At 69.5% G+C, this 24092-nt stretch carries 28 protein-coding genes; 16 read left to right on the forward strand and 12 right to left on the reverse strand.

What is annotated here, in order from left to right; genetic code table 11:
* Positions 1-35: 35 nt before the first annotated feature.
* Both AB0B61_RS21565 and AB0B61_RS21570 read right to left on the reverse strand, forming a co-directional pair.
* Positions 36-305: a hypothetical protein gene (locus tag AB0B61_RS21565; RefSeq protein ID WP_358434386.1), complete on the reverse strand. Its 270-nt coding sequence runs from the start codon at positions 303-305 to the stop codon at positions 36-38.
* A gap of 156 nt (positions 306-461) precedes the next feature.
* Complete coding sequence (locus AB0B61_RS21570) at positions 462-1103, reverse strand: TetR/AcrR family transcriptional regulator (protein WP_358434388.1); 642 nt, start codon at positions 1101-1103, stop codon at positions 462-464.
* A gap of 242 nt (positions 1104-1345) precedes the next feature.
* On the opposite strand from AB0B61_RS21570, the gene AB0B61_RS21575 reads away from it, so the two are divergent.
* The 3 genes from AB0B61_RS21575 to AB0B61_RS21585 are packed head-to-tail and all read left to right on the forward strand — an operon-like array spanning position 1346 to position 3955.
* The gene (locus tag AB0B61_RS21575) at positions 1346-1918 is read left to right on the forward strand and encodes an RNA polymerase sigma factor (protein WP_357654898.1); all 573 of its coding nucleotides are present in this window, start codon (positions 1346-1348) and stop codon (positions 1916-1918) included.
* A complete protein-coding gene (locus tag AB0B61_RS21580; protein ID WP_358434391.1) occupies positions 1911-3056 on the forward strand; it encodes a CU044_5270 family protein in 1146 nt (381 codons plus the stop codon). The genes AB0B61_RS21575 and AB0B61_RS21580 overlap by 8 nt, the downstream gene beginning before the upstream one ends.
* A 20-nt stretch (positions 3057-3076) precedes the next feature.
* The gene (locus AB0B61_RS21585; protein ID WP_358434394.1) at positions 3077-3955 is read left to right on the forward strand and encodes a CDP-alcohol phosphatidyltransferase family protein; all 879 of its coding nucleotides are present in this window, start codon (positions 3077-3079) and stop codon (positions 3953-3955) included.
* Between the two features lie 257 nt (positions 3956-4212).
* On the opposite strand, the gene AB0B61_RS21590 is transcribed toward AB0B61_RS21585, so the two are convergent.
* Complete coding sequence (locus tag AB0B61_RS21590) at positions 4213-5157, reverse strand: NBR1-Ig-like domain-containing protein (protein ID WP_358434397.1); 945 nt, start codon at positions 5155-5157, stop codon at positions 4213-4215.
* 360 nt (positions 5158-5517) lie between these two features.
* On the opposite strand from AB0B61_RS21590, the gene AB0B61_RS21595 reads away from it, so the two are divergent.
* Complete coding sequence (locus AB0B61_RS21595; protein WP_358434400.1) at positions 5518-5862, forward strand: hypothetical protein; 345 nt, start codon at positions 5518-5520, stop codon at positions 5860-5862.
* 159 nt (positions 5863-6021) lie between these two features.
* A complete protein-coding gene (locus AB0B61_RS21600; protein WP_358434402.1) occupies positions 6022-6747 on the forward strand; it encodes a DUF2306 domain-containing protein in 726 nt (241 codons plus the stop codon).
* Here AB0B61_RS21600 and AB0B61_RS21605 read toward each other — a convergent pair.
* The 3 genes from AB0B61_RS21605 to AB0B61_RS21615 all read right to left on the reverse strand — a co-directional run bounded on the left by AB0B61_RS21605 (position 6744) and on the right by AB0B61_RS21615 (position 9202).
* On the reverse strand, positions 6744-7400 hold the full coding sequence (locus AB0B61_RS21605; protein WP_358434405.1) for a response regulator transcription factor: 657 nt from the start codon (positions 7398-7400) through the stop codon (positions 6744-6746). The two genes, AB0B61_RS21600 and AB0B61_RS21605, sit on opposite strands and share 4 nt — an antisense overlap.
* The gene (locus AB0B61_RS21610; RefSeq protein WP_358434408.1) at positions 7397-8536 is read right to left on the reverse strand and encodes a histidine kinase; all 1140 of its coding nucleotides are present in this window, start codon (positions 8534-8536) and stop codon (positions 7397-7399) included. Before AB0B61_RS21610 ends, AB0B61_RS21605 begins: the two co-directional genes overlap by 4 nt.
* Positions 8537-8635: 99 nt before the next feature.
* Positions 8636-9202 (reverse strand): helix-turn-helix domain-containing protein, encoded by a 567-nt coding sequence (locus AB0B61_RS21615; protein ID WP_358434410.1) that lies wholly within the window; start codon positions 9200-9202, stop codon positions 8636-8638.
* A gap of 110 nt (positions 9203-9312) precedes the next feature.
* Here AB0B61_RS21615 and AB0B61_RS21620 point away from each other — a divergent pair, with 110 nt between their 5' ends.
* Complete coding sequence (locus AB0B61_RS21620; RefSeq protein WP_358434412.1) at positions 9313-10713, forward strand: prolyl oligopeptidase family serine peptidase; 1401 nt, start codon at positions 9313-9315, stop codon at positions 10711-10713.
* On the opposite strand, the gene AB0B61_RS21625 is transcribed toward AB0B61_RS21620, so the two are convergent.
* The 3 genes from AB0B61_RS21625 to AB0B61_RS21635 form a co-directional block, all read right to left on the reverse strand.
* Complete coding sequence (locus AB0B61_RS21625; RefSeq protein WP_358434414.1) at positions 10689-11999, reverse strand: hypothetical protein; 1311 nt, start codon at positions 11997-11999, stop codon at positions 10689-10691. The two genes, AB0B61_RS21620 and AB0B61_RS21625, sit on opposite strands and share 25 nt — an antisense overlap.
* A 202-nt stretch (positions 12000-12201) precedes the next feature.
* The gene (locus tag AB0B61_RS21630) at positions 12202-14304 is read right to left on the reverse strand and encodes a prolyl oligopeptidase family serine peptidase (protein ID WP_358434417.1); all 2103 of its coding nucleotides are present in this window, start codon (positions 14302-14304) and stop codon (positions 12202-12204) included.
* A gap of 104 nt (positions 14305-14408) precedes the next feature.
* Complete coding sequence (locus AB0B61_RS21635) at positions 14409-15353, reverse strand: SDR family NAD(P)-dependent oxidoreductase (RefSeq protein ID WP_358434419.1); 945 nt, start codon at positions 15351-15353, stop codon at positions 14409-14411.
* A 140-nt stretch (positions 15354-15493) separates the two neighbouring features.
* On the opposite strand from AB0B61_RS21635, the gene AB0B61_RS21640 reads away from it, so the two are divergent.
* The gene (locus AB0B61_RS21640) at positions 15494-16075 is read left to right on the forward strand and encodes a helix-turn-helix domain-containing protein (protein ID WP_358434422.1); all 582 of its coding nucleotides are present in this window, start codon (positions 15494-15496) and stop codon (positions 16073-16075) included.
* Between the two features lie 34 nt (positions 16076-16109).
* Here the strand turns inward: AB0B61_RS21640 and AB0B61_RS21645 are convergent, their stop codons facing one another.
* Complete coding sequence (locus AB0B61_RS21645) at positions 16110-16490, reverse strand: cupredoxin domain-containing protein (protein ID WP_358434425.1); 381 nt, start codon at positions 16488-16490, stop codon at positions 16110-16112.
* Positions 16491-16660: 170 nt separating this feature from the next.
* On the opposite strand from AB0B61_RS21645, the gene AB0B61_RS21650 reads away from it, so the two are divergent.
* Positions 16661-17047 carry a nuclear transport factor 2 family protein gene (locus tag AB0B61_RS21650; RefSeq protein ID WP_358434428.1) on the forward strand — a complete coding sequence of 129 codons (387 nt, stop codon included), beginning with the start codon at positions 16661-16663 and terminating at the stop codon, positions 17045-17047.
* 70 nt (positions 17048-17117) lie between these two features.
* Here the strand turns inward: AB0B61_RS21650 and AB0B61_RS21655 are convergent, their stop codons facing one another.
* Both AB0B61_RS21655 and AB0B61_RS21660 read right to left on the reverse strand, forming a co-directional pair.
* A complete protein-coding gene (locus AB0B61_RS21655; protein ID WP_357954808.1) occupies positions 17118-17696 on the reverse strand; it encodes a TetR/AcrR family transcriptional regulator in 579 nt (192 codons plus the stop codon).
* Between the two features lie 227 nt (positions 17697-17923).
* Complete coding sequence (locus AB0B61_RS21660) at positions 17924-18127, reverse strand: hypothetical protein (protein ID WP_358434430.1); 204 nt, start codon at positions 18125-18127, stop codon at positions 17924-17926.
* Between the two features lie 130 nt (positions 18128-18257).
* Between AB0B61_RS21660 and AB0B61_RS21665 the strand changes: the two genes are divergently transcribed.
* From AB0B61_RS21665 to AB0B61_RS21700, 8 genes are all read left to right on the forward strand, one after another.
* Positions 18258-18677: a VOC family protein gene (locus AB0B61_RS21665; protein WP_358434433.1), complete on the forward strand. Its 420-nt coding sequence runs from the start codon at positions 18258-18260 to the stop codon at positions 18675-18677.
* A 58-nt stretch (positions 18678-18735) separates the two neighbouring features.
* Positions 18736-19095 carry an MmcQ/YjbR family DNA-binding protein gene (locus tag AB0B61_RS21670; RefSeq protein ID WP_358434435.1) on the forward strand — a complete coding sequence of 120 codons (360 nt, stop codon included), beginning with the start codon at positions 18736-18738 and terminating at the stop codon, positions 19093-19095.
* 50 nt (positions 19096-19145) lie between these two features.
* The gene (locus tag AB0B61_RS21675; protein WP_358434798.1) at positions 19146-19628 is read left to right on the forward strand and encodes a GNAT family protein; all 483 of its coding nucleotides are present in this window, start codon (positions 19146-19148) and stop codon (positions 19626-19628) included.
* 169 nt (positions 19629-19797) lie between these two features.
* The gene (locus tag AB0B61_RS21680) at positions 19798-20175 is read left to right on the forward strand and encodes a hypothetical protein (RefSeq protein WP_358434438.1); all 378 of its coding nucleotides are present in this window, start codon (positions 19798-19800) and stop codon (positions 20173-20175) included.
* A 19-nt stretch (positions 20176-20194) separates the two neighbouring features.
* Positions 20195-21163, forward strand: a complete 969-nt coding sequence (locus tag AB0B61_RS21685; RefSeq protein ID WP_358434440.1) for an EamA family transporter — start codon at positions 20195-20197, stop codon at positions 21161-21163.
* Between the two features lie 79 nt (positions 21164-21242).
* Positions 21243-21896, forward strand: a complete 654-nt coding sequence (locus tag AB0B61_RS21690; RefSeq protein WP_358434443.1) for a GntR family transcriptional regulator — start codon at positions 21243-21245, stop codon at positions 21894-21896.
* 127 nt (positions 21897-22023) lie between these two features.
* Entirely contained in the window at positions 22024-22374 is a 351-nt protein-coding gene (locus tag AB0B61_RS21695; RefSeq protein WP_225298795.1) for a hypothetical protein, read from the forward strand.
* Between the two features lie 261 nt (positions 22375-22635).
* Positions 22636-24090 (forward strand): sugar transferase, encoded by a 1455-nt coding sequence (locus AB0B61_RS21700; RefSeq protein ID WP_358434446.1) that lies wholly within the window; start codon positions 22636-22638, stop codon positions 24088-24090.
* The last annotated feature ends 2 nt before the right edge of the window (positions 24091-24092 follow it).

Here is a 24092-nt window from a genome sequence, read left to right on the forward strand (position 1 = left end):
GGCGTAGAGGCGTGGAGGGGGCGAGGTCGCGAAGCTCAGGTGAGGGTAAGGGGAGCCAGTTGCCGGCTGAGTCTGAGGACGGCCTGGACCGTTCGGGGGTCGCGGCCGGCGCGGAAAGGGGCGACGGGTCGGGCGTCGGGGCCGATGACCAGGCCTGTCTGTCCGTCCAGTGAGGCGTCGGTCGCGGCGAGGATCGACGGCCGGGCGGCCACGGACGCCGGGCCGGAGGTGGCGCGTTCGAAGGTTCGGCGGACCAGGGGCCAGAGCAGGCGCAGGCCCGGCGAGACGATTTTGGGTGAGCGCATGGTGCCGTCGGTCATGTCGGTGGCGGCGCCGCCGGGGTCGGCCGCGAAGACCGAGACACCCGTGCCCCACAGTCGCTCGGCCAGGTCCAGCGTGTACGCGAGGTTGGCGAGCTTCGCCCGGCCGTACCAGTGGAGCGGAGGCAGCCGGGAGACCGATCACTTGTCGGACGGTGGTTCGGCGGCGGGGGCGAGGTCGAGAAGGCGGTCGAGCAGTTGGTGCATGTGAGCGCGGAAGCGCCGCAGTGTGCCGGGGTCGTTGGGGCGGCGACGTCGTCCCGTCGTGTCGAGGACTCCGCTCAGTGAGAAGCCCTGGATGCACCAGACCATCGTGTACGTGGTGAACCGCGCGTCGGCGTGTACGGGCGCCGCCAGGGCGGTGATGCTGTCGACGGCGTGCTGGGCCAGTGGCTGAGCGGCGAGTGACTCCAGCTCTTCGATGTCGCTGGCGTCGGAGAGCCATCGGTGCATCCATAGCGCGGGCACCTCGGGATGCTCGACGCACAGGTCGATGTAACCGTCGATGAACCGGTGGAGGGCGGCCGGCCGCTCCTCGGGTGCGGCGGCCTTCAGCTCGCCGGCTCTCTTGTCGATGACGGCCGCGAGGACCTGGTGGGCGCGCTCCATGACCGCCAGGTAGAGGTGGCGTTTGGTGGGGAAATGCGAGGTGATGGTGGCCGTGTTGAGCCCGGCGGCCTCAGCGATTTGACCGATGGAGACGCCGTCGTGGCCGAGCGCGGCGAACAGCCTGGTCGCCACCCGCAGGATCAACTCCCGCTCGTTGTCTTCTGGAGAGGCCATGGACGCGACCATAGGACCGCGCTGTCGCCCGGCCTACCGCTCGATCGGCAAGCGCGGGTAAAAGTCCGAGCTGCGGAGCGGGGTGCCCGCTGTACAGGCATTTAAGAGGACAACCGGGGATATTTCGGGAAACTTCGTGTTGATTTTGAAAGAAGTGTGAAGAGGAGTCGGGGGTTCGGCGGAATAGAGGTGTACCCCACAGAAGGGACACCATGCGAATGGCCGTTCCCCCGGACGTGCCAGTGACAGACGATGACGCCGCGCTCATCGAGCGGTCATGGCACCACCCGGAAGCGTTCGCCGTGCTCTACGACCGCTACTTCGAAGAGATACACCGGTACGTCTCCGGACGGCTCGGCACGCAGATCGCCGATGATCTGGCCGCCGAGACGTTCCTGGTGGCGTTCAGGAAACGGCAGACGTTCGACTCCGCCCGCGGGGCCGTACGGCCTTGGCTGTACGGCATCGCCACCAACCTGCTCGCTCAGCATCGAAGGAGCGAAACGCGCAGGCTGGAGGCTTTCCAGCGGGCACCCGCCGGCGAAGTGGCAGATGACGGGCACGAGGACAGGGTGACGGCGAGAGTGGCCGCCGCGAACGCACAGGGGCGGCTCGCGACAGCGCTTGGACGTCTCTCCGCCGGCGATCGCGACGTGCTCCTCCTCGTCGCGCTCGCCGACCTCACCTACGAGGAGGTCGCGCAGACGCTCGACATTCCGTTCGGGACCGTCGGCTCGCGGCTCAACCGGGTGCGTAAGAAGCTCCGCAGAGCCCTGGGCGGCGTCAATCCGATGATCGGAGGGTTCGATGGATGAGCTGAACGACCGTCCGGACGAGCTGACCGCCGTACGCGATCTCCTCTCGATGCCCGGTCCGTCAACCGAGGTCGTCGACTCCGGCCGGGCCAGGCTGCAGGCGGCGCTGACAGCCCCACCTCAACGCCTACCGGCTCGGAGAGAGCGGTCGCGGTGGTGGGCGCCGGTCCGCAACGGGTTGATCGGGGCGGCGTCGGCGGCCGCGCTGGCGCTCGCCGTGGCCGTGCCCTCGAACTCGCTGATCGACCTCTCGCCTGTTCCCGCCGTGTCCGCCTCCGCCCCGCCGACCGCCAGGCAGATCCTGCTCGCCGCGGCGGTCGCGATGGCCACGGCGCCGTCCGACGGCGCCTACTGGCGCACCAACGTCGTGACCGGGCAGCTGATCCTCTCTCCCGACCGCCAGTACGTCGTCAAGCGCCAGTCCACCCGTGAGACCTGGCTCACCAGGAAGAACGGCGCACAGGATCGCTGGACCGGCCGCTACCTCGGCGCGCGACCGGCGACGTCCCAGGACGAGGCCGCGTGGCGAACCGCCGGGTCGCCGAGCCGCTGGCAGTACCCGGCGGACGTGACCGGCTTGGGCCGCGTCTCCCCGCAGGCGCTGGTGGAGGCGGCGCCCGGTCCGCCGCAGGGCGGGCCGCACCGCGTCGGCTGGCGGAACGCGGCCGGCATCCTGACCAAGCAACTGGCCAGCTGGACGGCCCTGAGTACGATCCCGAGCGACCCCACGGCGCTCCGCGCCTTCCTCGTGACCCACATCGCCCGGGAGAACGGCGCGTATGTCGGGCGCGAGATGGAGGCCGAGCTGCGCGAGAGCTGCCTGGAGATCATCACCGGGCTGCCGGTCTCGCCCCAGGTGCGCGCCTCGGCGTACCAGATCCTGGCCTCGATGCCCGGCATGAAACCGGAGGGCGCGGCCACCGACCCGCTCGGCCGGGCCGGCCAGGCCCTGAGCTACCAGGTGATGAGGGAGGGTCGGCTCAGCGACGAGCGGCTCGTCATCGACGCGGAGAGCGGGCTGCCGCTGGCCACGGAGACGCGGAGCGTCAGCCGGGTGGCCGACGGCCGGGACGCCGAAATTGGCTCTTTCATCGCATATCGACAAATCGGCTGGACCGACGAAGGGCCCGCACAGTGACAACCTTCACTTTGGACGACGTGCGCACGCTGACCTACAAGGCGCGGGACGCCTGGTGGACGGTGTTCCTGGTCGATCCGCTGGCCGGTCGGCTGGTGGTCGGGCTGGCGAACCGTACCGCCATCACGCCGAACCAGATCACCTGGGGCGCCTTCTTACTCGGGCTCGGCTCGGCGGGCTGCTTCCTGATGGCCGACGGCTGGGCGTGGCTGGTCGCCGGCGCCGTCCTGTATCACCTGAGCTTCGTGCTGGACTGCGTGGACGGCAAGATCGCCCGGCTCAAGGGCACCGGCACCGTGCTGGGCGGCTGGCTCGACTACGTCTTCGACCGCATCCGGGTGCTCACCTGCGCCCTGGCGCTCATGTGGGGGCGCTTCGAGAGCACCGGTGAGGAGTTCTACCTCGTCCTCGGCATGCTCGTCGTCTTCCTCGACATGCTCCGGTACGTTGACGCGCTCCAGATCGCCAAGGTCCGCCGCCAGATGCGCCGCAAACTGGACGAGGCGATCGAGCAGGTCACCGGCGTCCCGGCCGCTTCGGTGGAGAAGCCGGACCTGGAAGAGACGGGTCTCGACTCAGGCGAGATCCGCTCCGCCGACTCGGTGGACCTGCAGCAGAACTTCCGTGCGCACTTCGCCTGGTACATCCGCATCCGCGACTGGCTGCGCGACCACCGCGTCCGGGCTCATCTGATCAGCGGCATCGAGTTCCAGATGGCGGTGTTCATCGTCGGCCCGCTCACCGGGTGGATCGTGCCGGTGACCATCGGCACGGCGGCCCTCCTGCTGGTCTTCGAGGCCGCGATCATGTTCAAGCTCTACCTGTCCTCCCGGGACCTCACCCGGGCACTGGCGAAGATCCGCTCTCGGCCCACGGCGCCGGCCGAATCATGCGCGTGAACCCCCGCCCCCGATCGCCCGGTGCCGGTGTCCCTCGGTCGGCGTCGACTCGTCTGTGCGGCATGGGATGTGGGCCGCGTGGGAAGCCGCCGGTTGGGGCATCCGTGGACGGAGTCGACGTCTCGGTCGGGACACTCGATCGGGCAGTTATCGGGTGCGGGGGGAGGTGCGGGCCGTGGGATGAACCGGCCCGCTCAGAAAGGGGTACGGCGGCGCGGGGCTCGTAGGTTCATCCAGCCGTCGAAAAAGCCGGCGGGTCAGGGCGCGGTTACCCGGACGTCCAGGAACACCGGCCGCTTGTTCGGGAACAGCTCCTGGCCCTGCGCATCGGTCATCTTCCAGTAGATGCGGCAGTTGCCGGGTTTGTCCGGAGCGCGGACCTGTACCGCGATGTCCGCGGTCTGGCCAGGTGCGGTCGGCGGGATGAGCACCGTTTCGGGGGATCGGCAGGGCCCGGTGTTGATACGAGCCAGACGCCTGCCCGTCCAGGACGTGGTCCCGATGTTGCGGATTCGCCACACCTTCTTGAACGACGAGCCCGGCCGCACTTCCGAGCCGTCCGGATACGTGATGTCACCCACGAATGCGGAATCATCCTTCGCGGGGGTGCTCGCTGCCGGCGGTGCCGGGGGTTCGTCCTGGCCCGCGTTCGTCACCAGATAGAAGCCGGTCAGGCCGACCATGATGATCGCGACCACGATCATGGCGCTGATGAGGACGCGGTTCCGCCGCGCGGACGGCACCGGAGCCTGGACGACTTCGGCTGTGGTGGCCGACGGTGCTGGTGCGGGCTCGTCGCCGTGTGCCGTGCCGGCCGCCGCTCCGTCGTCGTGTGCCATGTCGACCGCCGCTCCGCCGACGGTGTCGGCGTCGTCAGTGGAAGGGACCGCCTTCGCGTGCTCCCAGAGCTCCCGCCACTCCCGTTCGGTCTCCTCGGGATCACGCCCCAGCCGATCGACCGCGAGGACCCGGACGAACTCCCACGCGGTCTCCCAGCTCGGTAACTTCCGCCCCTGGGCCGCGCTGGCCAGCGACGACTTCGAGGCCGCCGCGCCGAGCCGAGCGGACATCTCGGCGTACGAGGGATCGCCGGCCTCCTCCTTCAGCCGCAGGAGCCGGTCGGCGAAGGCCCCAACCGCACCCGAATCCGGATCTGGGCGTGTCGGCTGCCGTCCCCGACGCTTACGATCCTGAGCCGGCACCTCGGCCCCACTTCGTCCCGTTCACTCTTCCCCCGTTCACTCGCGACGCTGCCGGCGCCTGCGTACCTGTCAGTAGCTTCCAAATTATCTGACGCGACAAGTCAACGATCAGTTCAGATCACCGCAGGTCGACGCCCGGGCGTGATTTGTCCAATGTCCAGTGTCGGCCCCGGGGAGCAGCCTTGGACAAAGATCGCTGGGCTGCCCCGTCCTCCTGATGGCATCGTGGCGGAGGTTCCTCGGCGAACACACCCGCGCGGCACCGGCGCCCCCCAAGCGCATCTCTCCTAAGCGCGTCGTCCTCAGCTGCCTCGCCTCAGCGAAGTGACCGCATCACTCCAGAAGAGAAGGAGATTCCTCATGTCCACCAGCTCTCGTATGGCGAGCCTGCGTACCCGAGTCGCCGTCGTCGCCGCCTCATCCGTCGTCGTCACCGGACTCGGCGTCGGCGTTGGCGCCGCTCCGGCGGCGGCGGACGTCCATCGCGGTGTCAGCGGCTGCTTCGCCTGGTCCTGGGGAGACGGCAACACCTCCGTGACGGTGTACTGGCACAACCGGTGCGGCAACAAGCGCAAGCTGAAGATCAAGTACAGCCTCGGCTGGACCAACAAGAACTACACAGCGGTGGTCAAGTCCGACGGGAAGGGCCACAAGAGGTTCCAGACCGCTTCGATCGTGTCCATCAAGGACGGAGGCCGCGCCTAGCCTGCGGGGGCAGGCGCTTGGGGGTGCGGCGCGGGCACGCGCCGCACCCCGGGCCCGTCCATCAGCCGAAAGTACGCCCGATTGCCGGACGATCGGCCAGCTCAGAACGGGCCGTTCTATCGATGAGCCGCCACTGCCCCAGTCCGCACAATCGGGGTTATGAGCGACGAGATCACGACGGTACGCCCCCCGTTCCGGCAACCCCCTCAAGGCAGCGGGCCGACGCATGATCGGCGCAGAGCCACGCGGGCAGGGTGGCTCGTGCCCGCCGGGCTGATCTTGCTCAGCACCATTCCCATAGCCGCCGGCGCCTTCCGCCTGACCCAGTTGACCGGCGGTGCGGCGGTCACGCCGGAGAACGCTCGGTTCTTCGCGGTGCCCCTGCCCGTGGTGCTGCACATCATCAGCGTCACTGTGTACAGCCTTCTGGGGGCGTTTCAGTTCGCCTCCGGGTTCCGTCGCCGCAGGCCGGGGTGGCATCGCGTCGCCGGGCGGGTGCTGGTGCCATGTGGATTCGTCGTAGCGCTGACGGGTCTGTGGATGACCCTGTTCTATCCCCGCCCCGCAGGGGATGGCGATCTCGTCACCGGCTTACGGCTCGTGTTCGGCACGGCCATGTTGCTGTCCATCGGCCTCGGCCTCGCCGCGATCCGGCGGCGGGACATCGCCCGGCACCGCGCCTGGATGATGCGCGGGTATGCGATCGCCCTGGGTGCGGGGACACAGGCGCTGACCCACCTGCCGTGGTTCCTGTTCTTCGGCACACCTGGCGAGCTGCCCAGAGGGCTGCTCATGGGCGCTGGGTGGGTGATCAACGTCGCCGTGGCCGAATGGATCATCCGTAAGCGACCGGCCCATCCACCTCGAGCCGCGCGGCCGCGTTAGTTCTTGACGCGGTTGGTCTCGTACGCCCACATGGCGATCTCGACGCGATTACGGGCGCCGAGTTTGGCCATCAGGCTAGCGATGTGGGATTTGACGGTGCTGAGGGAAATGTGCAGCTGGTCGGCGATCTCGCTGTTGGTTCGGCCACGTGCCACGGTGGTCAGGATCTGTTCTTCTCGGTCGGTGAGCGCCTCGATGGGGTGGACCGGTGGTGCGGCGGGCCCGGCGCGGGTGAAGGCCCCGAGCAGTCGGGCGGTGATGCTCGGGGCGATGAGCGCGTCGCCGTTGGCGGCGGCGTGGACGGCCTGGGAGAGCAGGTCGGCGCCGGCGTTCTTGAGCAGAAAACCCCGGGCACCGGCTCTCAGGGCGGCGTAGACGTACTCGTCCATGTCGAACGTGGTGATGACCACGACCGCCAGGGGGTCCTCGACGGTCGGCCCGGCCAGGGAGCGGGTGGCTTCGATGCCGTCAAGGATGGGCATGCGGATGTCGAACAGGCACACGTCCGGGCGGAGGCGCCGCGCGAGCTCGACGGCCCGCCGCCCGTCGGCGGCCTGGCCGATGACCTCGATGTCCGGCTGGGCGTCGAGGATCATCATGAGCCCGGTGCGGACGATCTCCTGGTCGTCGGCGACGATCACGCGGATGCTCATGAGGCCGATCCGGTTCGAGGAAGTACGGCGGTCACGCTCCACCCTCGATCGGGGTTCGGGCCGGCGACGCAGGTGCCGCCGAGCAGGTCGGCGCGTTCGATCATGCCGATGAGTCCGTAACCCGGCGACGCGGCCGGGCGGATGAGGCTGCTGTCGCCGTCGTCGCTGACGCGCAGGTGCACCGAGGTGTCGTCGGCGGTCAGGCGGACCTGGACGCGGGTGGCGTGACGTGCGTGGCGCCGGGCGTTGGTGACCGACTCCTGGGCCAGGCGGTAGATCGCGGCACCGACCGAGGGGGGCAGATCGTCGACGTCGCCCGAGATCTCCACGTCGACGGACGGACCGGAGCCGCCGGGGCCGGCGAGCTGCTGGAGATCGGTGATGCGCCGCCCGGGCGCCAGGCCGGCCGGCTGGTCGCGGCGTAAGACGCGGACCATGGCGCTCATCTCGGCCAAGGCGCGCGCCGCCTCCGCCTCGATCACCTGCAGCGCCTCGGTCGCGGCGGCCGGCCGCGACGCCGAGGTGGCCAGGCCGGCCTGTGCGCGGATGGCCATCGCCGAGACGTGATGAGCGATGGTGTCGTGCAGGTCGCGGGCCAGCTGTTCGCGTTCGAGCAGCTTGACCTGGTCGAGCTCGCGCATCCTGGCCTTGGCCCGGTAACGGAAGGCCAGGGCCAGGGTGAGGACCAGGAACACCACGGTGACCCCGCCGACGGCATCGCTGGGACCGGGGTAGTCGAAGACCATCGAGACGCAGATCTTGACCAGGATGATCGTCAACCCGATCACCGCCTCGCGTCCGGACCCCCACCGGAACAACGAGTAGGCCAGCAACAGCAGAAACGCCATGGTGTACGTCTCCGGCGAGTAGCCGCCGGTGAACAAGGGGACCGGGGTCATGGCGCCGAAGGCGATCGCGATCATCAGCAGCGGCCTGCTGCGACGCCACAACAACGTCGTCGCCAGCCCGGCAGTGACGATCACCGAGAGGGCCCGCCACGGAAGATCCGGCCGCAGCACTCCTTCGAGCACCGCGACCGCCACCAACACCCCCACCAGCGCCCAGTCCCGCCACCCCCGCGGTGCGGGGTTGGGCGGACGGGGCTCGTCCCACACCGAACGAATGAGACCGCGCACAGGGTCATGGTACGAGAGCCAGGGACGAATCTGAGGGCAGGGCGTTTCCTGCCCGGTGAGCGTGGTGCCCGCAGGTGAGTCGTCTTGGCGAGGGATTGGTCAATCCTCGTCGGCGGGGAGGGCGAAGAGGCGGATGTACAGGGGGCGGGCGTCCGGCGGTGCGTCCTCGGCGCGGTGGCTGTATCTCAGGAGCAGGGCTATGTACTCCTCGTAGAACTCGGCGAACTCCTGCTTCGTCATCCGGCCCAGGCCGCGTGATGCCTTCGCCCAGTCCGGGTCGCGGTGGTAGGCGGCGGGGAAGCGTTCGAAGAGCACGCGGTCCTCGTCCATACCGATGCGGTGGAACTCGGCCAGCACCGGGCGGTCCTCGGGGGCGAGCTGGTCCGGGGCGGGCAGGCGCATGTCTCTCGGGGCGTCGGGGGCGCGGCGCCACCAGCGCTCCCTGCCGGTCGAGCGTTCGGGGATCTCCTCGATGAAGCCGTACTTCTCCAGCTGGCGCAGGTGGTAGCTGGTCGTGCCGGTCTTGGCGTCGAAGAGCTCGCCGAGGGTGGTCGAGGTGGCGGGGCCGTGCACGTTGAGGTGGCGCAGCATGAGCCGGCGCATCGGATGGGCGAGGGCCTTGAGCCTCGCCGGGTCGTCGAGCGTGAACGCCTCGTCATCCTTCATGAGGAGCAGCCTATCCTCCTGCCGAACGATATCTGCAGAGAAACCTTTGCCGAGATGTCTCTGCAGAGTAGCTTCGGCATATGAGACGGATTCTTGCTGGAGCGGCGGCAGTGGCTGTGGCCCTGTGCCTGCTCGTCCCGCCAGCTGTCGCGGCGGCCGAACCATCCCCGCTCGCCGTACCCCCGGATCTGAGTGCGAGCGAGGTGAGCTTCCGGGGTAGCGGCGGGCTCGACCTGCACGGCACGGTGCTGACCCCGGCCGGGGCGAAGGCCGAGCGGCCGGGGATCGTGCTGGTGCACGGCGCCGGCACCGGAACGCCACGCAAGCAGCTCCTGGGTGAGGCGGTCGAGTTCGCCCGCAGAGGGCTGTCCGTGCTGATCTACGACAAGCGGTCCGTGGGCTACTCGCTCTTCAACCGGTCCTACTCGCAGCTGGCCGACGACGCGCTCGGTGCCGTGGCCGCGCTGCGTACGCAGCCGGGCGTGGATCCGGCGAAGGTCGGGCTGTGGGGGCTCAGCGAGGGCGGCTGGGTGGTGCCGATCGCGGCGTCCCGCTCGAAGGAGGTCGCCTTCATCGTGCTCGTGGGCGCCAACGGGCTGGCGCCGTTGCGGCAGCAGACCTGGGCCGTGGCGGCCGGGCTGCGGAAGGCGGGGGTGTCGGGGTCGCTCGTCGAGCGGGCCGAGCCCAAGCTGTACACGGCGATCGCCGACGGCGGCATGTTCCCCGAGCCCTACTACGATCCCGCGCCGACCATCGCCAAGGTGGGCCAGCCCGTCCTCGGCATCTGGGGCACGAACGACCTGCTGACCCCGCCCGAGGAGACCCCTCCGGTGTTCGCCAGGGCGCTCGAGGCGGGCGGGAACCGGCACTACACCTTCCAGTTCTTCCCGGGCGCCGACCATGCCGCCCACCAGAGCCCTGACGGCGGCGTCACCCGGCTGAAGGAGCTCGCCCCCGGCTACGCCGATCTGGTCGGTTCCTGGGTGAAGGACGTGACCGGCGGCAAGCTGCGCACGGCTCAGACGAATGGCCCGGACCCCACGCAGGCGTCGCTGACCATTCCGATGGACCCTCCTGCCTGGTGGGAGTCGGCCTTGATGCAGGTCGTGGCCTTGCTGGTGTTCCTGGTCGGGTTCGGGGCCTACCCGGTGGTCGCGCTGGTGCGGCGTCTGCGCCGCGCTGCCCAGGCGCCGGTGTCCAGGGCCGCCCGGCTGGTGAGCGCGGGCGGGTTCGGGGTGGTGCTCGGGGCGTTCGCCTACCTGTTCTACGTGGTCATGACCGGTGGCAAGCTGGCCGCTCCCGGGCCCATGATCGCGGGTCACCCGGTGATCTGGCTGGGGTTGCAGCTCCTCGCGGTGGCCTGCGTGGTCGCCACCGTCCGTACGGCGCTGGCCTGGCGCCGGGTCCGCACCACCGTGGCGAGAGGCGAGAGGGTACGGCTCGGACTCCTGCTCGCCGGTGGGGCGGTGTTCCTCCCGTGGGCCTTCTACTGGGGGCTGCTGCTCCCCTGAGGGGCGGTTCGCCATTCGATGTCCTGTTCCGCGCCGCGTACCCAGGTCACGTAGAGCGATGGGCGGCCGGGCCGGGTCACCTCGAACAGATAGGCGTCCGGCACGTCGACCCGCCGGACGCTCTCGGCGCCGTCGAGGCGCGCGGCCAGCTCGGCGAAGGCGTCCGCGCTCGGATGACGGGCACCGAGCGTCTCGCCGTCGGACTCCAGCAGCACGAACTTCGAGAACATCAACTGCAGCACCTCGAGATGGTCTGCGGGCTCGTACGCGTCTGGGCCGAGCTGCCAGCAGACCGTGCGCCGCACGCCGCAGGACAGCGCCAGCAGGTTGCGCACCACGAGGTCGGCCGCGTTGATCCGATGCCGCTCGGCCTCCAGCTCCGGCGGGCAGCCCGTCATGAACATCTGCAGGGTCGGCGGCAGCTCGCTCATCCGCGCGTACAGCCGCTCCATCGCCTCCCGGGCGGGTGCGGCGGACACCCGGCCCGTCCTGAAATCCGCGGTCGTGAACGTGTGCCAAGGGGTCAGGGCGCCGGAGTTCATGACGTCGGACAGGTGCTCCATCACCTCCGGATACTGGAAGAGGAGCGGGCCGTTGTACTCGCCGGCCAGGATGGGCTTCTCGGGGCCGGACGAGCGCATCACGGTGCGGATGTCGTCGATGGTGTCGGGAATCAGGTAGGGGTCGCCGTACAGGTGGATGTCGAAGACGTCGTAGGCGCCCTCGGCGACGAGCCGCAGGAAGAAGTCCCGCTCCTCATCGGGGGTCTCGGGGGCGGGGAAGACGCCGGGCGGGCAGCCGCCGAGCACGACGTCGGCCCGCGGGTCGGCGCTCTTGACCGCCCGGTGGAACAGGGTCAGCAGGTCGAGGTACTCGGTGGCGGTGCCGCCCCAGAACAGCGGGATGCACGGCTCGTTCTCGCACTGCCAGTAGCGCACGCGGCCCGCGCAGTGCGTCACCAGGGCGCGCAGCATCGCCTCGTACGCCGCCGGATCGGTGGGCGGTGAGCCGGGGAGCAGGTCGGTCGGCCTGGTCGAGCCCCAGGGTGAGGCCGCGCAGATCATGAACCACAGCTCGGTGTCGTCGTCGACCTGGTCCAGGACCGCGTCCACCGCGCTCCAGTCGTACTGTCCCGGTTCGGGTTCGAGCTGCGACCAGTAGAAGAACAGGCGCAGCAGTCCGGCGCCGAGGTCGCGGGCCTGCGGGGCGAACGTGTCGGGCTTGGTGACCAGGCCGTACTGGATGCTGCGGACCACGCCCATCCGGATGCTGTCGGTCGATGTCATGAGCTGTCCCTTCGGAGGAGGTTGTCCTCCGACGATGGCTCCGCCCGCTGGTAGGTCGCTGTTGTCCCGCTGTCAGGCTGCTGGTGGCGGGCCCGCGGCCGGGCGTCGCGCCACTGTTGACGGACCCGCGGCTGGGCGTCGCGCCACTGTTGGCAGGCCCGCGGCCGGGCTTCGGACCCGAGCCCGGCCGCACGTCGTGAGGTCAGCCGGAAGAGACGTTCAACGCGGTAAGCAGGAACTCCAGCTGGTGCCGCAGCAGCCCCTCCACAGCCGCCTCGGCGGTCGGCATGTGCGTGGCCCCCGACAGCGGGAGCACCTGGTGCGGGCGGCCCGCCGCCAGCAGCGCCGCCGACATCCGCAGAGTGTGCGCGGCCACCACGTTGTCGTCCGCCAGGCCGTGCACCAGCAGCAACGGGCGGCGCAGCCGGGCCGCGTCGCCGATGGGCGAGGAGCGCTCGTAGTTCTCCGGTTCCTCGTCCGGGTGGCCCAGGAACCGCTCCCGCCAGTGGGTGTCGTACAGCCGCTGGTCGCTCGGCGCCGCCCCCGAGACGGCGGCGTGGAAGACCTCCGGCATGCGCAGCACCGCCGCCGCCGCGAGCGTGCCGCCGTAGCTCCAGCCGCGGATGCCCACCCGGCCCAGGTCGAGGTCGGGGCAGTGCTCCGCGGCTGCCCGCAGCGCCACGACCTGGTCTTCGAGCGGCGCGGTGAGCGTGTCGCCATGGACGGTCTTCTCCCAGGCGGGACCGCGTCCCGGGGTGCCACGGCCGTCCGCCGTCACCACCGCGAACCCGTGCTCGGCGAACCACTGCGACTCGGCCAGCCACCAGTGCCGGGCCCGGGTCACCAACTGCATCGCCGGCCCCGCGTACGGCGCCATCAGCACCGGCAGCGGGCCGGAGCCCGGCCGGTGCCAGGAGGGCAGCAGCAACGCGGTACGGATCTCCCGCTCACCCGTCCGCAACCACGTGACGCGCGGGACGATCAGCGGCTCCGCCTGGAGCGAGGCGATCTCCACATCGGGCCGCCCGGCGCGCACCACGCGAAACGAGTGACCGGCCTCGGTGTGCGAGGCGACCAACAGCGCGCCACCCTCTCGCACACCGGCCGGCGCGCCGCTTGCCCGCTGGCCGGTGTGCAGCCCTGGGCCATCGCTCAGCCGTACGGGCCCGCGCTCCGCGTCATACGTCCACAGGTGCTGCTCGGTGGGCTCGTCGTTCGCGGTGAAGAACACAGATTCGCCGGACACGTCCACGACCGAGCTGATCTGCAGCCCTTCGGGGGTGACCGGACGGCCGTCCACGAGCAGCCGCCGGGTCCCGTCCAGATCGGCGGTGTGCACCAGCGCACCGGACGCGGTCCGTGCGGGCGTGCCCGCGACGAGCTGGACCCAGGCGGCATCGCGCTGCTCGTGCAGCAGCTTCGTCTCGCCCGTGTCCGGATCGGCGGCCAGCACCCGCAGCGTGCGCTGGTCCCGGCTCTGCACGCTGATCAGCGGGCCGTGCGCGTCCCAGCCGGCGGTGGCCACGTACTCGTACGCGACCCGGTCCCAGCGCACCTCCACGGAGCCGCCGTCGAGGTCGAGCACGTGCAGCGTGACCTCGGCGTTGGCCGTCCCGGCCGCCGGATAGGCGATCTCGCGAGGCGGCCGGGACGGGTTGGCGGGATCGGCGATCCACCAGCGCCGCACAGCACGGTTGTCGACCCTGGCGGCCAGCAGCCGGGTGCCGTCGGGCGACCACCAGTAGCCGCGCGTCCGGTCCATGGACTCCGCCGCCACGTGCTCGGCCAGCCCCCACACGACCTCCGCGTCCTCGGGTACGGCCAGCCGCCGGTCACGCCCGTCGGCCAGCTCGACGACGTGCGGCGCGCCGCCGGTCACGTAGGCGACCCGCCTCCCGGTGGGGTCGGGCCGGGGATCGACCACCGGCCCGGCGGTGGGCACGGGCCGCGCCTCGCCGCCATCGAGACGCACCGCCCACAGCCGCCCGTCGACGGCGAAGGCGACGGTACGTACGGCGGCATCGGCCGCGTAGGCGACGACCCCGGTCGCCCGCTCCCGAGCCCGCTCCCGCCGAACCAGCTCCGCCTCCGGAACGGCCCCCTCCGCCCCGAGCGTCTCGGGCGCCACGACCAGCCGCTCACCCATCTCGTCGGCGACCCACAGACAGCTGCCCCGATCCTCACCCCCGCGAGTCCGGAGGAACACGACCCGACGGCCATCGGGCGACAGGGTGAAGGCCCGGGGCACCCCGAGCGAGAACCGCTGAGTACGGGCGAATTGGCGTGGAAATCCCTTGGTATCCATAAAAGGGACTCTGCACCGGACTACCAGGAACAGTGGGGGAGTGAAGTGCGCGGGGAGACTCACCGGCGCCGGGGACCGATCGATCCAGTAGGTACTTTAGCAGGTCAGGCGTTGACGGAGAGCTCCCACAGACGCGCCGCGGACGCCGGGTCGAGGGCGTAGGAGGCGACTCCGTGGCGGGCCGAGGGCGTGTCGTTCGGCAGCGCCTCGTTGCAGTCCTCGAAGTAGCGGCCGGTGACGCCGTCGAGCAGCGGTGACGCGGCGGCGAGCACCGACGTGGCCGCCCCCTGCTCCGTCGTCTTCCACCTGAAGTCCTCGCCGGAGGAAGCGGCGGCGGCGCGCAGCCGGTCGAGCTCCTCGTCGGAGACGTACCGCTGGAGGTTCGTACGGATGCCGCCCGGCATCAGCGCGTTGACGGTGATCCCGTCGTCCGCCCAGCGCCGCGCCGCCTCCACCGCGAACAGCACGTTCGCCGTCTTGGACTGCCCGTACGCCGACCACGGCTCATAGGCGCGCTCACGGAAGTTGATGTCCTCGAAGACGACCGGAGAGCGCAGGTGCGCGGTGGAGCTGACCGAGACCACCCGGGCGCCATCGGCCGCCGCGAGCGCGGCGTGCAGGCCGGTGGCCAGGGCGAAGTGGCCGAGGTGGTTCGTGGCGAACTGGAGCTCCCAGCCGTCCGGGGTGTGCGCCTCGGGGCAGGCCATCACGCCGGCGTTGTTGACCAGCATGTGCAGCGGGCCTTCCCAGGCGGTCACGAACGACGTGACCGTGCCGCGGTCGGCGAGGTCCAGCGGGGCGACGAAGACCTGCTTGTTGCCGCTGGTCGCGATGATGTCGGCGGCGGTCGCGGCGCCCGCGTCGAGGTTACGCACGGCGAGGGTCACCTCCGCGCCCGCCGCGGCGAGCGCGCGGGCGGTCTCGACGCCGATGCCGGACGCCCCGCCGGTGACGATGGCCCGCCGGCCGGTGAGATCGACGCCTTCCAGCACCTCGGCCGCGGTGGATTGGGCGGTGAACGGGGTGGTGATGCGGGTGTTCGCAGTCATGATTCCCAGTCCTGTCAGGGATGCGGCGGGAGAGCTCCAAACGGTAAGATGTGAAACGGAGGAGCCTCCAATTAGCTTCGACTGTATTCGGAGTCTCCTCCGTTTGGCAAATCTCGCCCCCGAAATCCACAGGAGACACCGTGCAGGCCGGGTCCCGACCGCTGCGCGCCGACGCCCGCCGCAACCGCGATCGGCTGCTCGACGCCGCCGTACGCGCCTTCTCCCACGAGGGCCCCGAGGTGACGCTCGACGCGATCGCCAAGGACGCGGGGGTCGGCATTGGTACGCTGTACCGGCATTTCCCCACCCGTGAGGCACTCGTCGAGGCCGCGTACCGCAACGAGCTCACCAGGCTGTGCGAGGCCGCGGCGAGCCTGCTGCGGACGATGCCGCCCGACCAGGCGACCCGCGCCTGGATGGATCGCTTCGTCGACTACATGACGACCAAGCGCGGCATGGCCGACGCGCTGCGCGCGGTCATCGCGTCCGGCGGCAATCCGTTCGCGGAGAGCCGCGACCGGCTGGTAGGCGCGATCGGGTCGCTGCTGGACGCCGGGGCCGCCGCGGGGACCGTACGTTCGGACGTCGAGCCGGAGGACGTGCTCGCCAGCATGGGCGGCGTGGCGCTGGTCGTCGGCGAGGACGAGCAGCGCGACCGGACGGCCCGCCTGCTCGACCTGCTGATGGACGGCCTGCGCTACCGCCGCGACGCCAAGCCCTGACGCCGGGCCCGGCTCGAGTCGCCGCCAGGGGTCGCTATTTCACGCTGATCTTCGTCATCATCCCCATCGCGCGGTGATTGTCCACCGGGCACCACAGGTCGTACGTCCCCTTCTTCAGCGTGACGGAGAGCTTCGTCGACTTTCCGGCTGGGACGATGCTGGAGGTCGAGTCCACCCCAGGCCCCTTGATCGACAGGCCATGCGAAGCGGTCCCCGTGTTGTGGATCGTGAAGGTGTAGGCCCCTGGTTTGAAGCTGGTCGTCGAGAGCGTTAGAGAGAACTCCCGCTCGGTCACGGTGACGGACGTATCGCGAGCCGCAGTCGTGCCCGCGCCGACTGTTGTCAGCGTCAGCGCGGCGGCGACGAGCCCGATCACCAGACGGGGCGCACTTCTGGAACGAATCGCAGCGGACATGATCGCCAACCCTTCATCGAGGCATCGATGTCAGCCATGGCAGTCTCCGTATGCCCGGACCCGCGTAACGCCAGACCCGCGGGCGTGTCGACGGTTCGCCATCATTTGACCTTGTCGCCGGCGTCAACGTTTATCGTCGATCCCCGACCACCGACGAACGGACGCCCCGCATGAGCGCGGACCACGACACTCTTCTCGAACACGACCAGAGCTTCTTCGACGCCTTGGTGGCCAACGACCTCGACCGGCTGAAGGAGCTGCTGGCGGACGACTTCATCCTGGTGGGGGTCGAAGACGGGGCGGTCGCCACCAAGCAGGTCGTCCTCGACCTGGTGGCCTCCGGATCTCTCCGGTTTCCGCGGATCGACTCGTTTCCCGGCGAGGCGATCGTTCGTTTTCATGGGGAGGTGGGCATCGTCGTCGGACGTACCGGCATGAACTTCACGACCCCCGAAGGCGCCACGTTCAGTGCCGGGAGCCGCTACACCCACGTCTACACCGCCGACTCCCACGGCTCCTGGCGCCTCGCCTCCGCCCAGGGCACCGCGATCAAGTAGCCGTGCCAGGGAGGTTTCCCTTCCGTGAGCGAACAGAAGGCTCTGAACGCCGCGGGCACCGGAGACCCGGCTATCCCACCAGCGTGGCGGCGCAGCTGGTGACGAGGTCCTCCGCGTAGGCGGGAATCGGGCGGCCCAAGCTCTGGTGGCGGCGGACCGTGGCGTACGGCAGGTCGACCGTGGCCAGGAACAGCTGCTCGACCTCCTGCGGCTCGCGCCTGTCCAGCCGTTCGGCCAGGGCGCGCACGGCGTTGCGGACCCGGCGGTCGCTGCGTTCCAGGCGTTCGCGGGCCTCCGAGGGCCAGTTGGGTTCGTCGAAGTCCGCCGGGCCGTACAGCAGGATGTGCGCTTCGTGCGGATGTGCCCGGCTCCATGCGACCACGTGGCGCGCGGCGGCGGGGGCGGCCCGCGCGGCGGGCTCGGTGTTGAGCGCGGACAGGAAGCCGTCCTGGAAGCGGTCGACAGTGCGCAGCCACAGGGTGGCGAGCATGGAGGAGCGGCTGGGGAAGCGGTGGTAGATCGAGCCGCTCGGCGCGCGGGCGGCACGGGCGACCGCCGCCACGGTCACGGTGCTCGGGCCGCTCGCGGCCACCAGCTCGGCGGCCGCGTCGAGCAATCGGTCAACGTCATGGCGAGGCGGTCGTCCCATGCCGTCGAGCGTATAGGGACAGACTGAAGGGTTTCTGGATGGTTAATCAGCTTCTGTCTTGGTCATCGCCTTGATGGTCTCGGTCATGTGCGTCCGCAGCTGGGCCAGCCGCTCCTCGATGATGGCGCTCGCGGCACCGGGATTCTTGAGTACGGCCTGCCGCAGCCCACTGTTTCCGTACGTGTGGACGAACGTGTGCTTGATGATGGTCTGTCCGGAGTCAGGGGTCAGGTCTCCACGAACGGCCCGTCGCCGATCAGGACGCGCCCATCACGTACGCGTACGGACCGCCCTTCCGAAGCGGGCCGCAGCGCGTGCCCTTCCAGCCGGACCCGGCGCCGGTCCATCTCCTCGACCCACTCCTCGGCCCCGCCCACGTCCGAGCTCACCTCGATGGACGGATCCGCGCAGATCAGCAGCAGATATTTCACCAGAACACTCCTTCTGCTCGTCGTCTTCACCCCTACGACGAACGGTTCCCTCACAAACGGACAAGTGGACAGCGATACAGCGGGCAACTCATATTGGACGGGGCCAACATCCCCCACACCGGAGGTCTGTATGGACGTGCGTCTGGACCATCTCGTCTGCTGGGTCTCGGACCAGCTTCGCGCGCTCGACTTCTACGAGCAGGTCATCGGCCTGCCCGGGGTACGTGCCGAGGAGTTCAGGGACGGCAAGGCGCCGTTCCCCAGCGTGCGGGTCTCCGGTGACACGATCATCGACCTGATGTCCCAGAACGCGGCGAACCGCGTCGACGAGGGCACCGGTGTCAGCGGCAGCGCCGGTCATCCGCTGAACCACTTCTGCCTGGCGCTCGCCCGCGACGACTTCGACGCGCTCGAAGCCAGGCTGACCCGCAACGGCGTGGAAATCACCGGCACCGGCTCCAACTCGTTCGGCGCCAGGGGCATCGCGCCGGGCGTGATCTACTTCTCCGACCTCGACGGGAACGTGATCGAAGCCCGTTACTACGACTGAGGCTTCAAGTGGCGCAGCCGGGCGGAAACTGTCGGCAACGTTTGCTACACAAGACGGCATGGGTGTGAGCGTCGACGAGTTCCTCAAGCTGCTGGACCGGTTGCCCGAGGCGCGCCTGGGCGATCATGGTGGCACCTGGGTCAGCCTCAAGGTGCGTGACAGGGGCTTTGGTTATCTGTGGGAAGAGACCGAGACCGTGGGGCTCAAGGCGACCATCGAGGAGCAGATGGCGCTGGTCGCCGAGCGGCCCGATGTGTTCGAGATCCAGTTCACCGCCGGCCGGTTCGGATGGGTGGTGGTGCACCTGCGACGGATCGACGCTGACGAGCTGTTCGAGCTCGTCGCCGAGGCGTGGTGTTTGACCGCGCCCAAGGAACTGGTCGCCCCCTTCGAGGCTGCTCATAAAATCGGGCAATAGGGCGTAAAAGGAGTTGGAAGTCGCGGTTAGGATCAGGCACCGTGACAGATATGGACATCGAGCTGCGCGAGTGGTGCGCGGACGACGCTCCCACCGTGCTGCGCGCGTTCCAGGCGCCTGACATGGCCGGTCAGGCGTCGTGGCCGATCGTCTCACTCCAGGACGCGGTGGGCTGGATCGCGTCCTGGTCCGGCGCGGGCCACGCGTTCGCCGTCACGCTCTCCGGCCAGGTCGTGGGCAACGTCGCGGTGACGGGCATCGACGGCCACGACAACGGCTGGGTCTCCTACTGGACGGTGCCCGAGGCCAGGGGTAGGGGCGTCGCGGCGGCGGCCGTGGTCGAGCTGACCCGCTGGGCCTTCCGCGAACGCGGCCTCTACCGGCTGGAGCTGGGACACCGCATCAACAACCCGGCCTCGTGCCGGGTGGCCACCAAAGCGGGCTTCCGTCCGGAGGGCATCGAACGCCAGAAGCTCCGCTACGACGGCCGCCGCTACGACGTCGAACGCCACGCCCGCCTCGCCACCGACTGACCTGTCACGGGCCTCGACCTGTCACGGGCCTCGACCTGTCATGGACTGCCTGCCACCACCGGCTGACCCGCCATCGCCCACCCGCCGTGGACGGATGGCGCTGTGAGACGGAGAGTGCTGAATGCCTCGCGCCTGGTCATGACCGGGCCAGCTGATCTAGGCTCAGGGGGTGGACAGCGAGAGCTCGGCCGCGGCCGGCCTGCTGGCGGCATTGAGCCGAGCGGCGGAGATTCTCGCCGAATTACACCACCCGTTCGTCCGGAGCCAGCCCTTCTCCTATTTCTTTCCGCCCGCCGGCGTACGGACCGGGACCGCGTTCACTCTCCCCGACGGCCGTGAGCTCAGCTTCGCCGTCTCCATCACCGCCGACAATGGCGGGTTCCACGTCGACGGAGTGGTCTCCGTCGAGGGTGACGTACTACTGGGGCTGCCGCGCAAGACCACGTCCAGCATCCACGACGGGATCGCCGTGCTCGACGACTACGCGGGCGAGCTGGCAGCTCCGGCTGGACGGTTCATCGACCAGCAGTTGGACAATATTGTCTGACTGTCTGACAATGGCGGACATGAAGAACGGACCTTTCGCCGTCATCGGTGCCTCCGTGCTCTGGGGGACGGCCGGCACGGCGGGGCTGCTCGTCTCGGCCGACTCGATCGCCTTGGCCGCCGCCCGCCTGGTCATCGGCGGTACGGCGCTCGCCCTGTTCGGCCTGTTCGCCGGGGCCGGAGCCGGGGCGCGAGCCAGGCGGGGCCCGCTGGTCACGCCCAGGTTGCCGGTGACGCCCGGGTTGCTGGTCGCCGCCGTTGCCGTGGCCGTGTACCAGTTGTGCTTCTTCGCCGCGGTCGCCCGCACCGGCGTGGCCATTGGCACGGTCGTCGCGATCGGCAGCGGGCCCGTCTTCACCGGGGTGCTCTCCTGGTTGCTGCACGGTGAGCGGCCGAGCCGGCGGTGGGCCATGGCCACCGCCGCCGCGGTCTGCGGGTGCGCCGCCCTGATCGTGGGCGGTGGTGCGCAGGCGGGTGGGCAGATGGTGTCCGGGGTGTTGTTCGCGCTGCTCGGCGGGCTGCTCTACGCGTTCTACGCCGTCACCGCCGCTCGGGCGATCAGCACGGGCGCGTCGTCGAACGCGGTCATGGGGGTGATGTTCGGCGGTGCCGCCGTCATCATGGTGCCGATCCTGCTCTGGCGGGGCACCGAGTGGCTGGCCGAGCCGCGCGGGCTGCTCGCCGCCCTGTACCTCGGGATCGGCGCCACCGCTCTGTCCTACTTCCTGTACGGCAGAGGACTGCGCACCACACCGGTGGCCACGGCCGCCACACTCGCCCTGGCCGAGCCGGCGGTCGCCGCGCTGCTCGGGCTGGTGGTGCTCGGTGAACGGCTGACCCCGGTATCCGTCGCCGGTCTCGTCCTGCTGGCGATCAGCCTCGTGGTCGTGGCCGTACCAGAAAAGCGGCTGTCCGAAAGGCCGCTCGCAGATAAGCCGGTGGCGGAGAGATCGGCGCCTGAAGGGGCGCAAACTGGGGGTGGCGGCTGAAGGACGCGGGTCGAGGTGTCGCGCGGGCTACGGTCGTGGGGGAAACGGTGTGTCCCAATAAGGCGTTAGAGTCGCAGCCGTGACGTTGCCGCTCAGACCCGTCTCCGCGGTCGGCGCGCTCGCCGACGCGCTGCGCCGCAGGGTGCTCTCCGGCGAGATCGGGCCGGGCACCGCGCTGCCCGAGCAGGAGCTCGCCGCCACCTACGGGGTGGCCAGGCCCACCGTCCGGGAGGCCCTGGCCGTGCTGGTGCACGAAGGGCTGCTCAGGCGTGAGCGTAATCGCAGTGCCTATGTCCCCGAGGTGACGATCGCGGACCTCGACGATCTCATGTACGTACGCCGGCCGCTGGAGGGTCTGATGGCCGCGGCCGTGGCGGGGCGGCGGGTGCCGGAGGCGGAGGCGGCGCTGGCCCGGATGGGCGCGCTGCCCGCCGACGCGCCGTGGTCGGAGTCGGTGGCCGAGCACATGGCGCTGCACCAGGCACTGATCGAGGCCGTGGGCAGCCCGCGGCTCGAACGGCTCTACGGCGCGCTCGCCGCCGAGACCCGGCTCGGCCTGGTCCGCCTGCGCGAGGTCTACGAGGACAGGGACGTGCTCGTACACGAGCACCGGGAGCTGCTCGACGCCATCGCCGACGGCCCGGCCGAGGCGGCGCGGGCCGCGGTGGTCGCTCACCTCAGCCACGCGTGGGGCGGCGACGCATCCCCCCGAGCTGAGACCGACCTCCCGTAACGAGGCCGCTCCCGAGCCCCTCCTGAGCCCTTCCTGACCCTCTGCCGCGCCGATCTCGCGATGGAGATCCGCACCCAATATCGCGAACTCTTGCGGCGGGACCCCAGATGTCGCGAGAATCGCGGCCATGCACGGCAACCCGATGCCGGACTCCTACGTGTACGTCACGGAAGAGGGCGTGACCCGTCACTATGCGGACGGGAGCGTCGAAGCCCTTGCCTGGGAGGACGTGGTCGAGGTCCGTGTGGTGACCGAGTCAGGAGAGGACGTCCTCTATATCCTGCTCGACCGCGACGGCGAAGGCTGCGTAGTACCCAGGTCGGCCACCGACGCCACGTTTCTGGCGCGTCTGCGCTATCTGCCCGATTTCGACCTCGACCGGTTGCACATCGCGGCCGAGTCGGCACATGACGGAGTCGTGGTCGTCTGGCGGAGTCCCGACCCGCCGTCCGCACTGCCGGATCTGGAATATGACTAGCGGCGCAATATTCTGGCAACCTGCTGAAATGTTGCCATAAACCGCACATTTGCCGACATGTCGATCAGCACTTTTGGATCGTTCCGTCAAGCCCCAAGTTCAGTCCGGTTGTGGACATTTAACGGTATATCGCTTGTCGGAGTGGATCTTTACTCTTTAGTGGGGGCCGCCGCCCTTGATTGTGCATGGGGGACTTGTCAACCCATGAGGTTCAAGGAACGTCATGTTCTTGCGGTGCACAAAAGTTTTCAGGGTGGTGCTATGAGGGTGGGGACCGGGGAGTCCGATGTCGTGCTCCTCGAAGCCGTACCACGTCACGCGTCAAGCATCTGGACGCGTGCGTACTTACGGCTTCTGTGGGGTGGCGACACGGCGTGCGCGCTGGTCGCGTGCGTCTGTGTGCTGGGCATTCGCCTCTTGTCCGGCGCGTACGTTCCGTTGGCCGAATTCGTTCTAGGAGTGAGCCTGGTCATCGCCTGGCCCTTCGCGCTGGCGATGGGTGGCGCGTACCGGCAACGCGCGCACGGCGAGGGCACTGAGGAGTTCAGGGCCGTCTTCAACGGCGGCGCCGGGTTGATGGCCGCGGTCGCGATCGGCGCCTACGCCACGCAGACCGTCGTCGCGCGCAGCTTCGTGATGGCGATGCTGCCGCTGGCGCTTCTGTCCACGTTGTACTTCCGCTACAAGATGCGGAAGCGGCTGCACAGCCGGAGAGTGGTCGGCGACTACATGCGCGAGGTCATCGCCGTCGGCCATCGCGAATCCATCCTCGACCTGGTCATGCAGTTCCGCCGTCAGCCGTACCACGGCATGCGGGTCGTAGGCGCCTGCCTGCCGCCGGACCGGATGGACGTCGATCTCGACGGCATCCCGGTGCTGGGCTCCTTCGGTGATGTCGCCGAGGTGGTGTACCGGATGGGAGCCGACGCGGTCGCCGTCACGGCCTGCCCGGAGTTCGACGGGTCGGCGCTGCGGCGGCTGGCGTGGAGCCTGGAGACCGCGCGTACCGACCTGTTCGTGGCGCCCGCGCTCATGGAGGTCGCCGGCCCGCGGATCAGCATCAGGCCGGTGGCGGGGATGCCGCTCCTGCACGTGGAGCATCCCGAGTTCGACGGCGCCAGGCAGATCGTCAAGACCATCTTCGACCGGCTCGTAGCGGGTGCCGCGTTGCTGCTCATGGCCGTGCCGCTGCTGGCGATCGTGCTGCTGATCCGCCTCACCAGCCCGGGCCCCGCGCTGTTCACCCAGACCCGGGTCGGCAAACGCGGCAAAGAGTTCCGTGTCTTGAAATTTCGGACCATGGTGGAGAACGCCGAGAAGCTCAGAGGCGCGCTCCTCGATGCCAATGAATTGGACGGGGTGCTCTTCAAGATTAGGAACGATCCAAGAATCACTTCGGTAGGCGCTTTCCTCCGCAAATACTCGCTGGACGAGCTCCCCCAACTGGTCAATGTCATGCGCGGCGACATGTCGCTCGTCGGCCCCCGGCCGCCGCTCCCGGAGGAGGTCGCCAAGTACGGCAGCGACGTCCGCCGCCGCCTGGTCGTCAAACCGGGCATGACGGGACTCTGGCAGGTCAGCGGCCGCTCGAACCTGAGCTGGGAGGAGTCCGTACGCCTCGACCTGAGGTATGTGGAGAACTGGTCCCTCATCCTCGACCTCCAGATCCTCTGGAAGACCTGGTCCGTCGTCACCCGTGGAGAAGGGGCTTACTAGCG

This window comes from Nonomuraea sp. NPDC049158 (assembly GCF_040648335.1).
In the GTDB taxonomy this organism is placed as follows: domain Bacteria; phylum Actinomycetota; class Actinomycetes; order Streptosporangiales; family Streptosporangiaceae; genus Nonomuraea.

Coding starts and splice junctions, on each gene's coding strand:
- AB0B61_RS21565 (WP_358434386.1), bottom strand. CDS start 305: ATGCGCTCACCCAAAATCGTCTCGCCGGGCCTGCGCCTGCTCTGGCCC.
- AB0B61_RS21570 (WP_358434388.1), bottom strand. CDS start 1,103: ATGGCCTCTCCAGAAGACAACGAGCGGGAGTTGATCCTGCGGGTGGCG.
- AB0B61_RS21580 (WP_358434391.1), top strand. CDS start 1,911: ATGGATGAGCTGAACGACCGTCCGGACGAGCTGACCGCCGTACGCGAT.
- AB0B61_RS21595 (WP_358434400.1), top strand. CDS start 5,518: ATGTCCACCAGCTCTCGTATGGCGAGCCTGCGTACCCGAGTCGCCGTC.
- AB0B61_RS21600 (WP_358434402.1), top strand. CDS start 6,022: ATGAGCGACGAGATCACGACGGTACGCCCCCCGTTCCGGCAACCCCCT.
- AB0B61_RS21605 (WP_358434405.1), bottom strand. CDS start 7,400: ATGAGCATCCGCGTGATCGTCGCCGACGACCAGGAGATCGTCCGCACC.
- AB0B61_RS21615 (WP_358434410.1), bottom strand. CDS start 9,202: ATGAAGGATGACGAGGCGTTCACGCTCGACGACCCGGCGAGGCTCAAG.
- AB0B61_RS21625 (WP_358434414.1), bottom strand. CDS start 11,999: ATGACATCGACCGACAGCATCCGGATGGGCGTGGTCCGCAGCATCCAG.
- AB0B61_RS21630 (WP_358434417.1), bottom strand. CDS start 14,304: ATGGATACCAAGGGATTTCCACGCCAATTCGCCCGTACTCAGCGGTTC.
- AB0B61_RS21635 (WP_358434419.1), bottom strand. CDS start 15,353: ATGACTGCGAACACCCGCATCACCACCCCGTTCACCGCCCAATCCACC.
- AB0B61_RS21645 (WP_358434425.1), bottom strand. CDS start 16,490: ATGTCCGCTGCGATTCGTTCCAGAAGTGCGCCCCGTCTGGTGATCGGG.
- AB0B61_RS21650 (WP_358434428.1), top strand. CDS start 16,661: ATGAGCGCGGACCACGACACTCTTCTCGAACACGACCAGAGCTTCTTC.
- AB0B61_RS21655 (WP_357954808.1), bottom strand. CDS start 17,696: ATGGGACGACCGCCTCGCCATGACGTTGACCGATTGCTCGACGCGGCC.
- AB0B61_RS21665 (WP_358434433.1), top strand. CDS start 18,258: ATGGACGTGCGTCTGGACCATCTCGTCTGCTGGGTCTCGGACCAGCTT.
- AB0B61_RS21670 (WP_358434435.1), top strand. CDS start 18,736: ATGGGTGTGAGCGTCGACGAGTTCCTCAAGCTGCTGGACCGGTTGCCC.
- AB0B61_RS21675 (WP_358434798.1), top strand. CDS start 19,146: ATGGACATCGAGCTGCGCGAGTGGTGCGCGGACGACGCTCCCACCGTG.
- AB0B61_RS21685 (WP_358434440.1), top strand. CDS start 20,195: ATGAAGAACGGACCTTTCGCCGTCATCGGTGCCTCCGTGCTCTGGGGG.
- AB0B61_RS21695 (WP_225298795.1), top strand. CDS start 22,024: ATGCACGGCAACCCGATGCCGGACTCCTACGTGTACGTCACGGAAGAG.
- AB0B61_RS21700 (WP_358434446.1), top strand. CDS start 22,636: ATGAGGGTGGGGACCGGGGAGTCCGATGTCGTGCTCCTCGAAGCCGTA.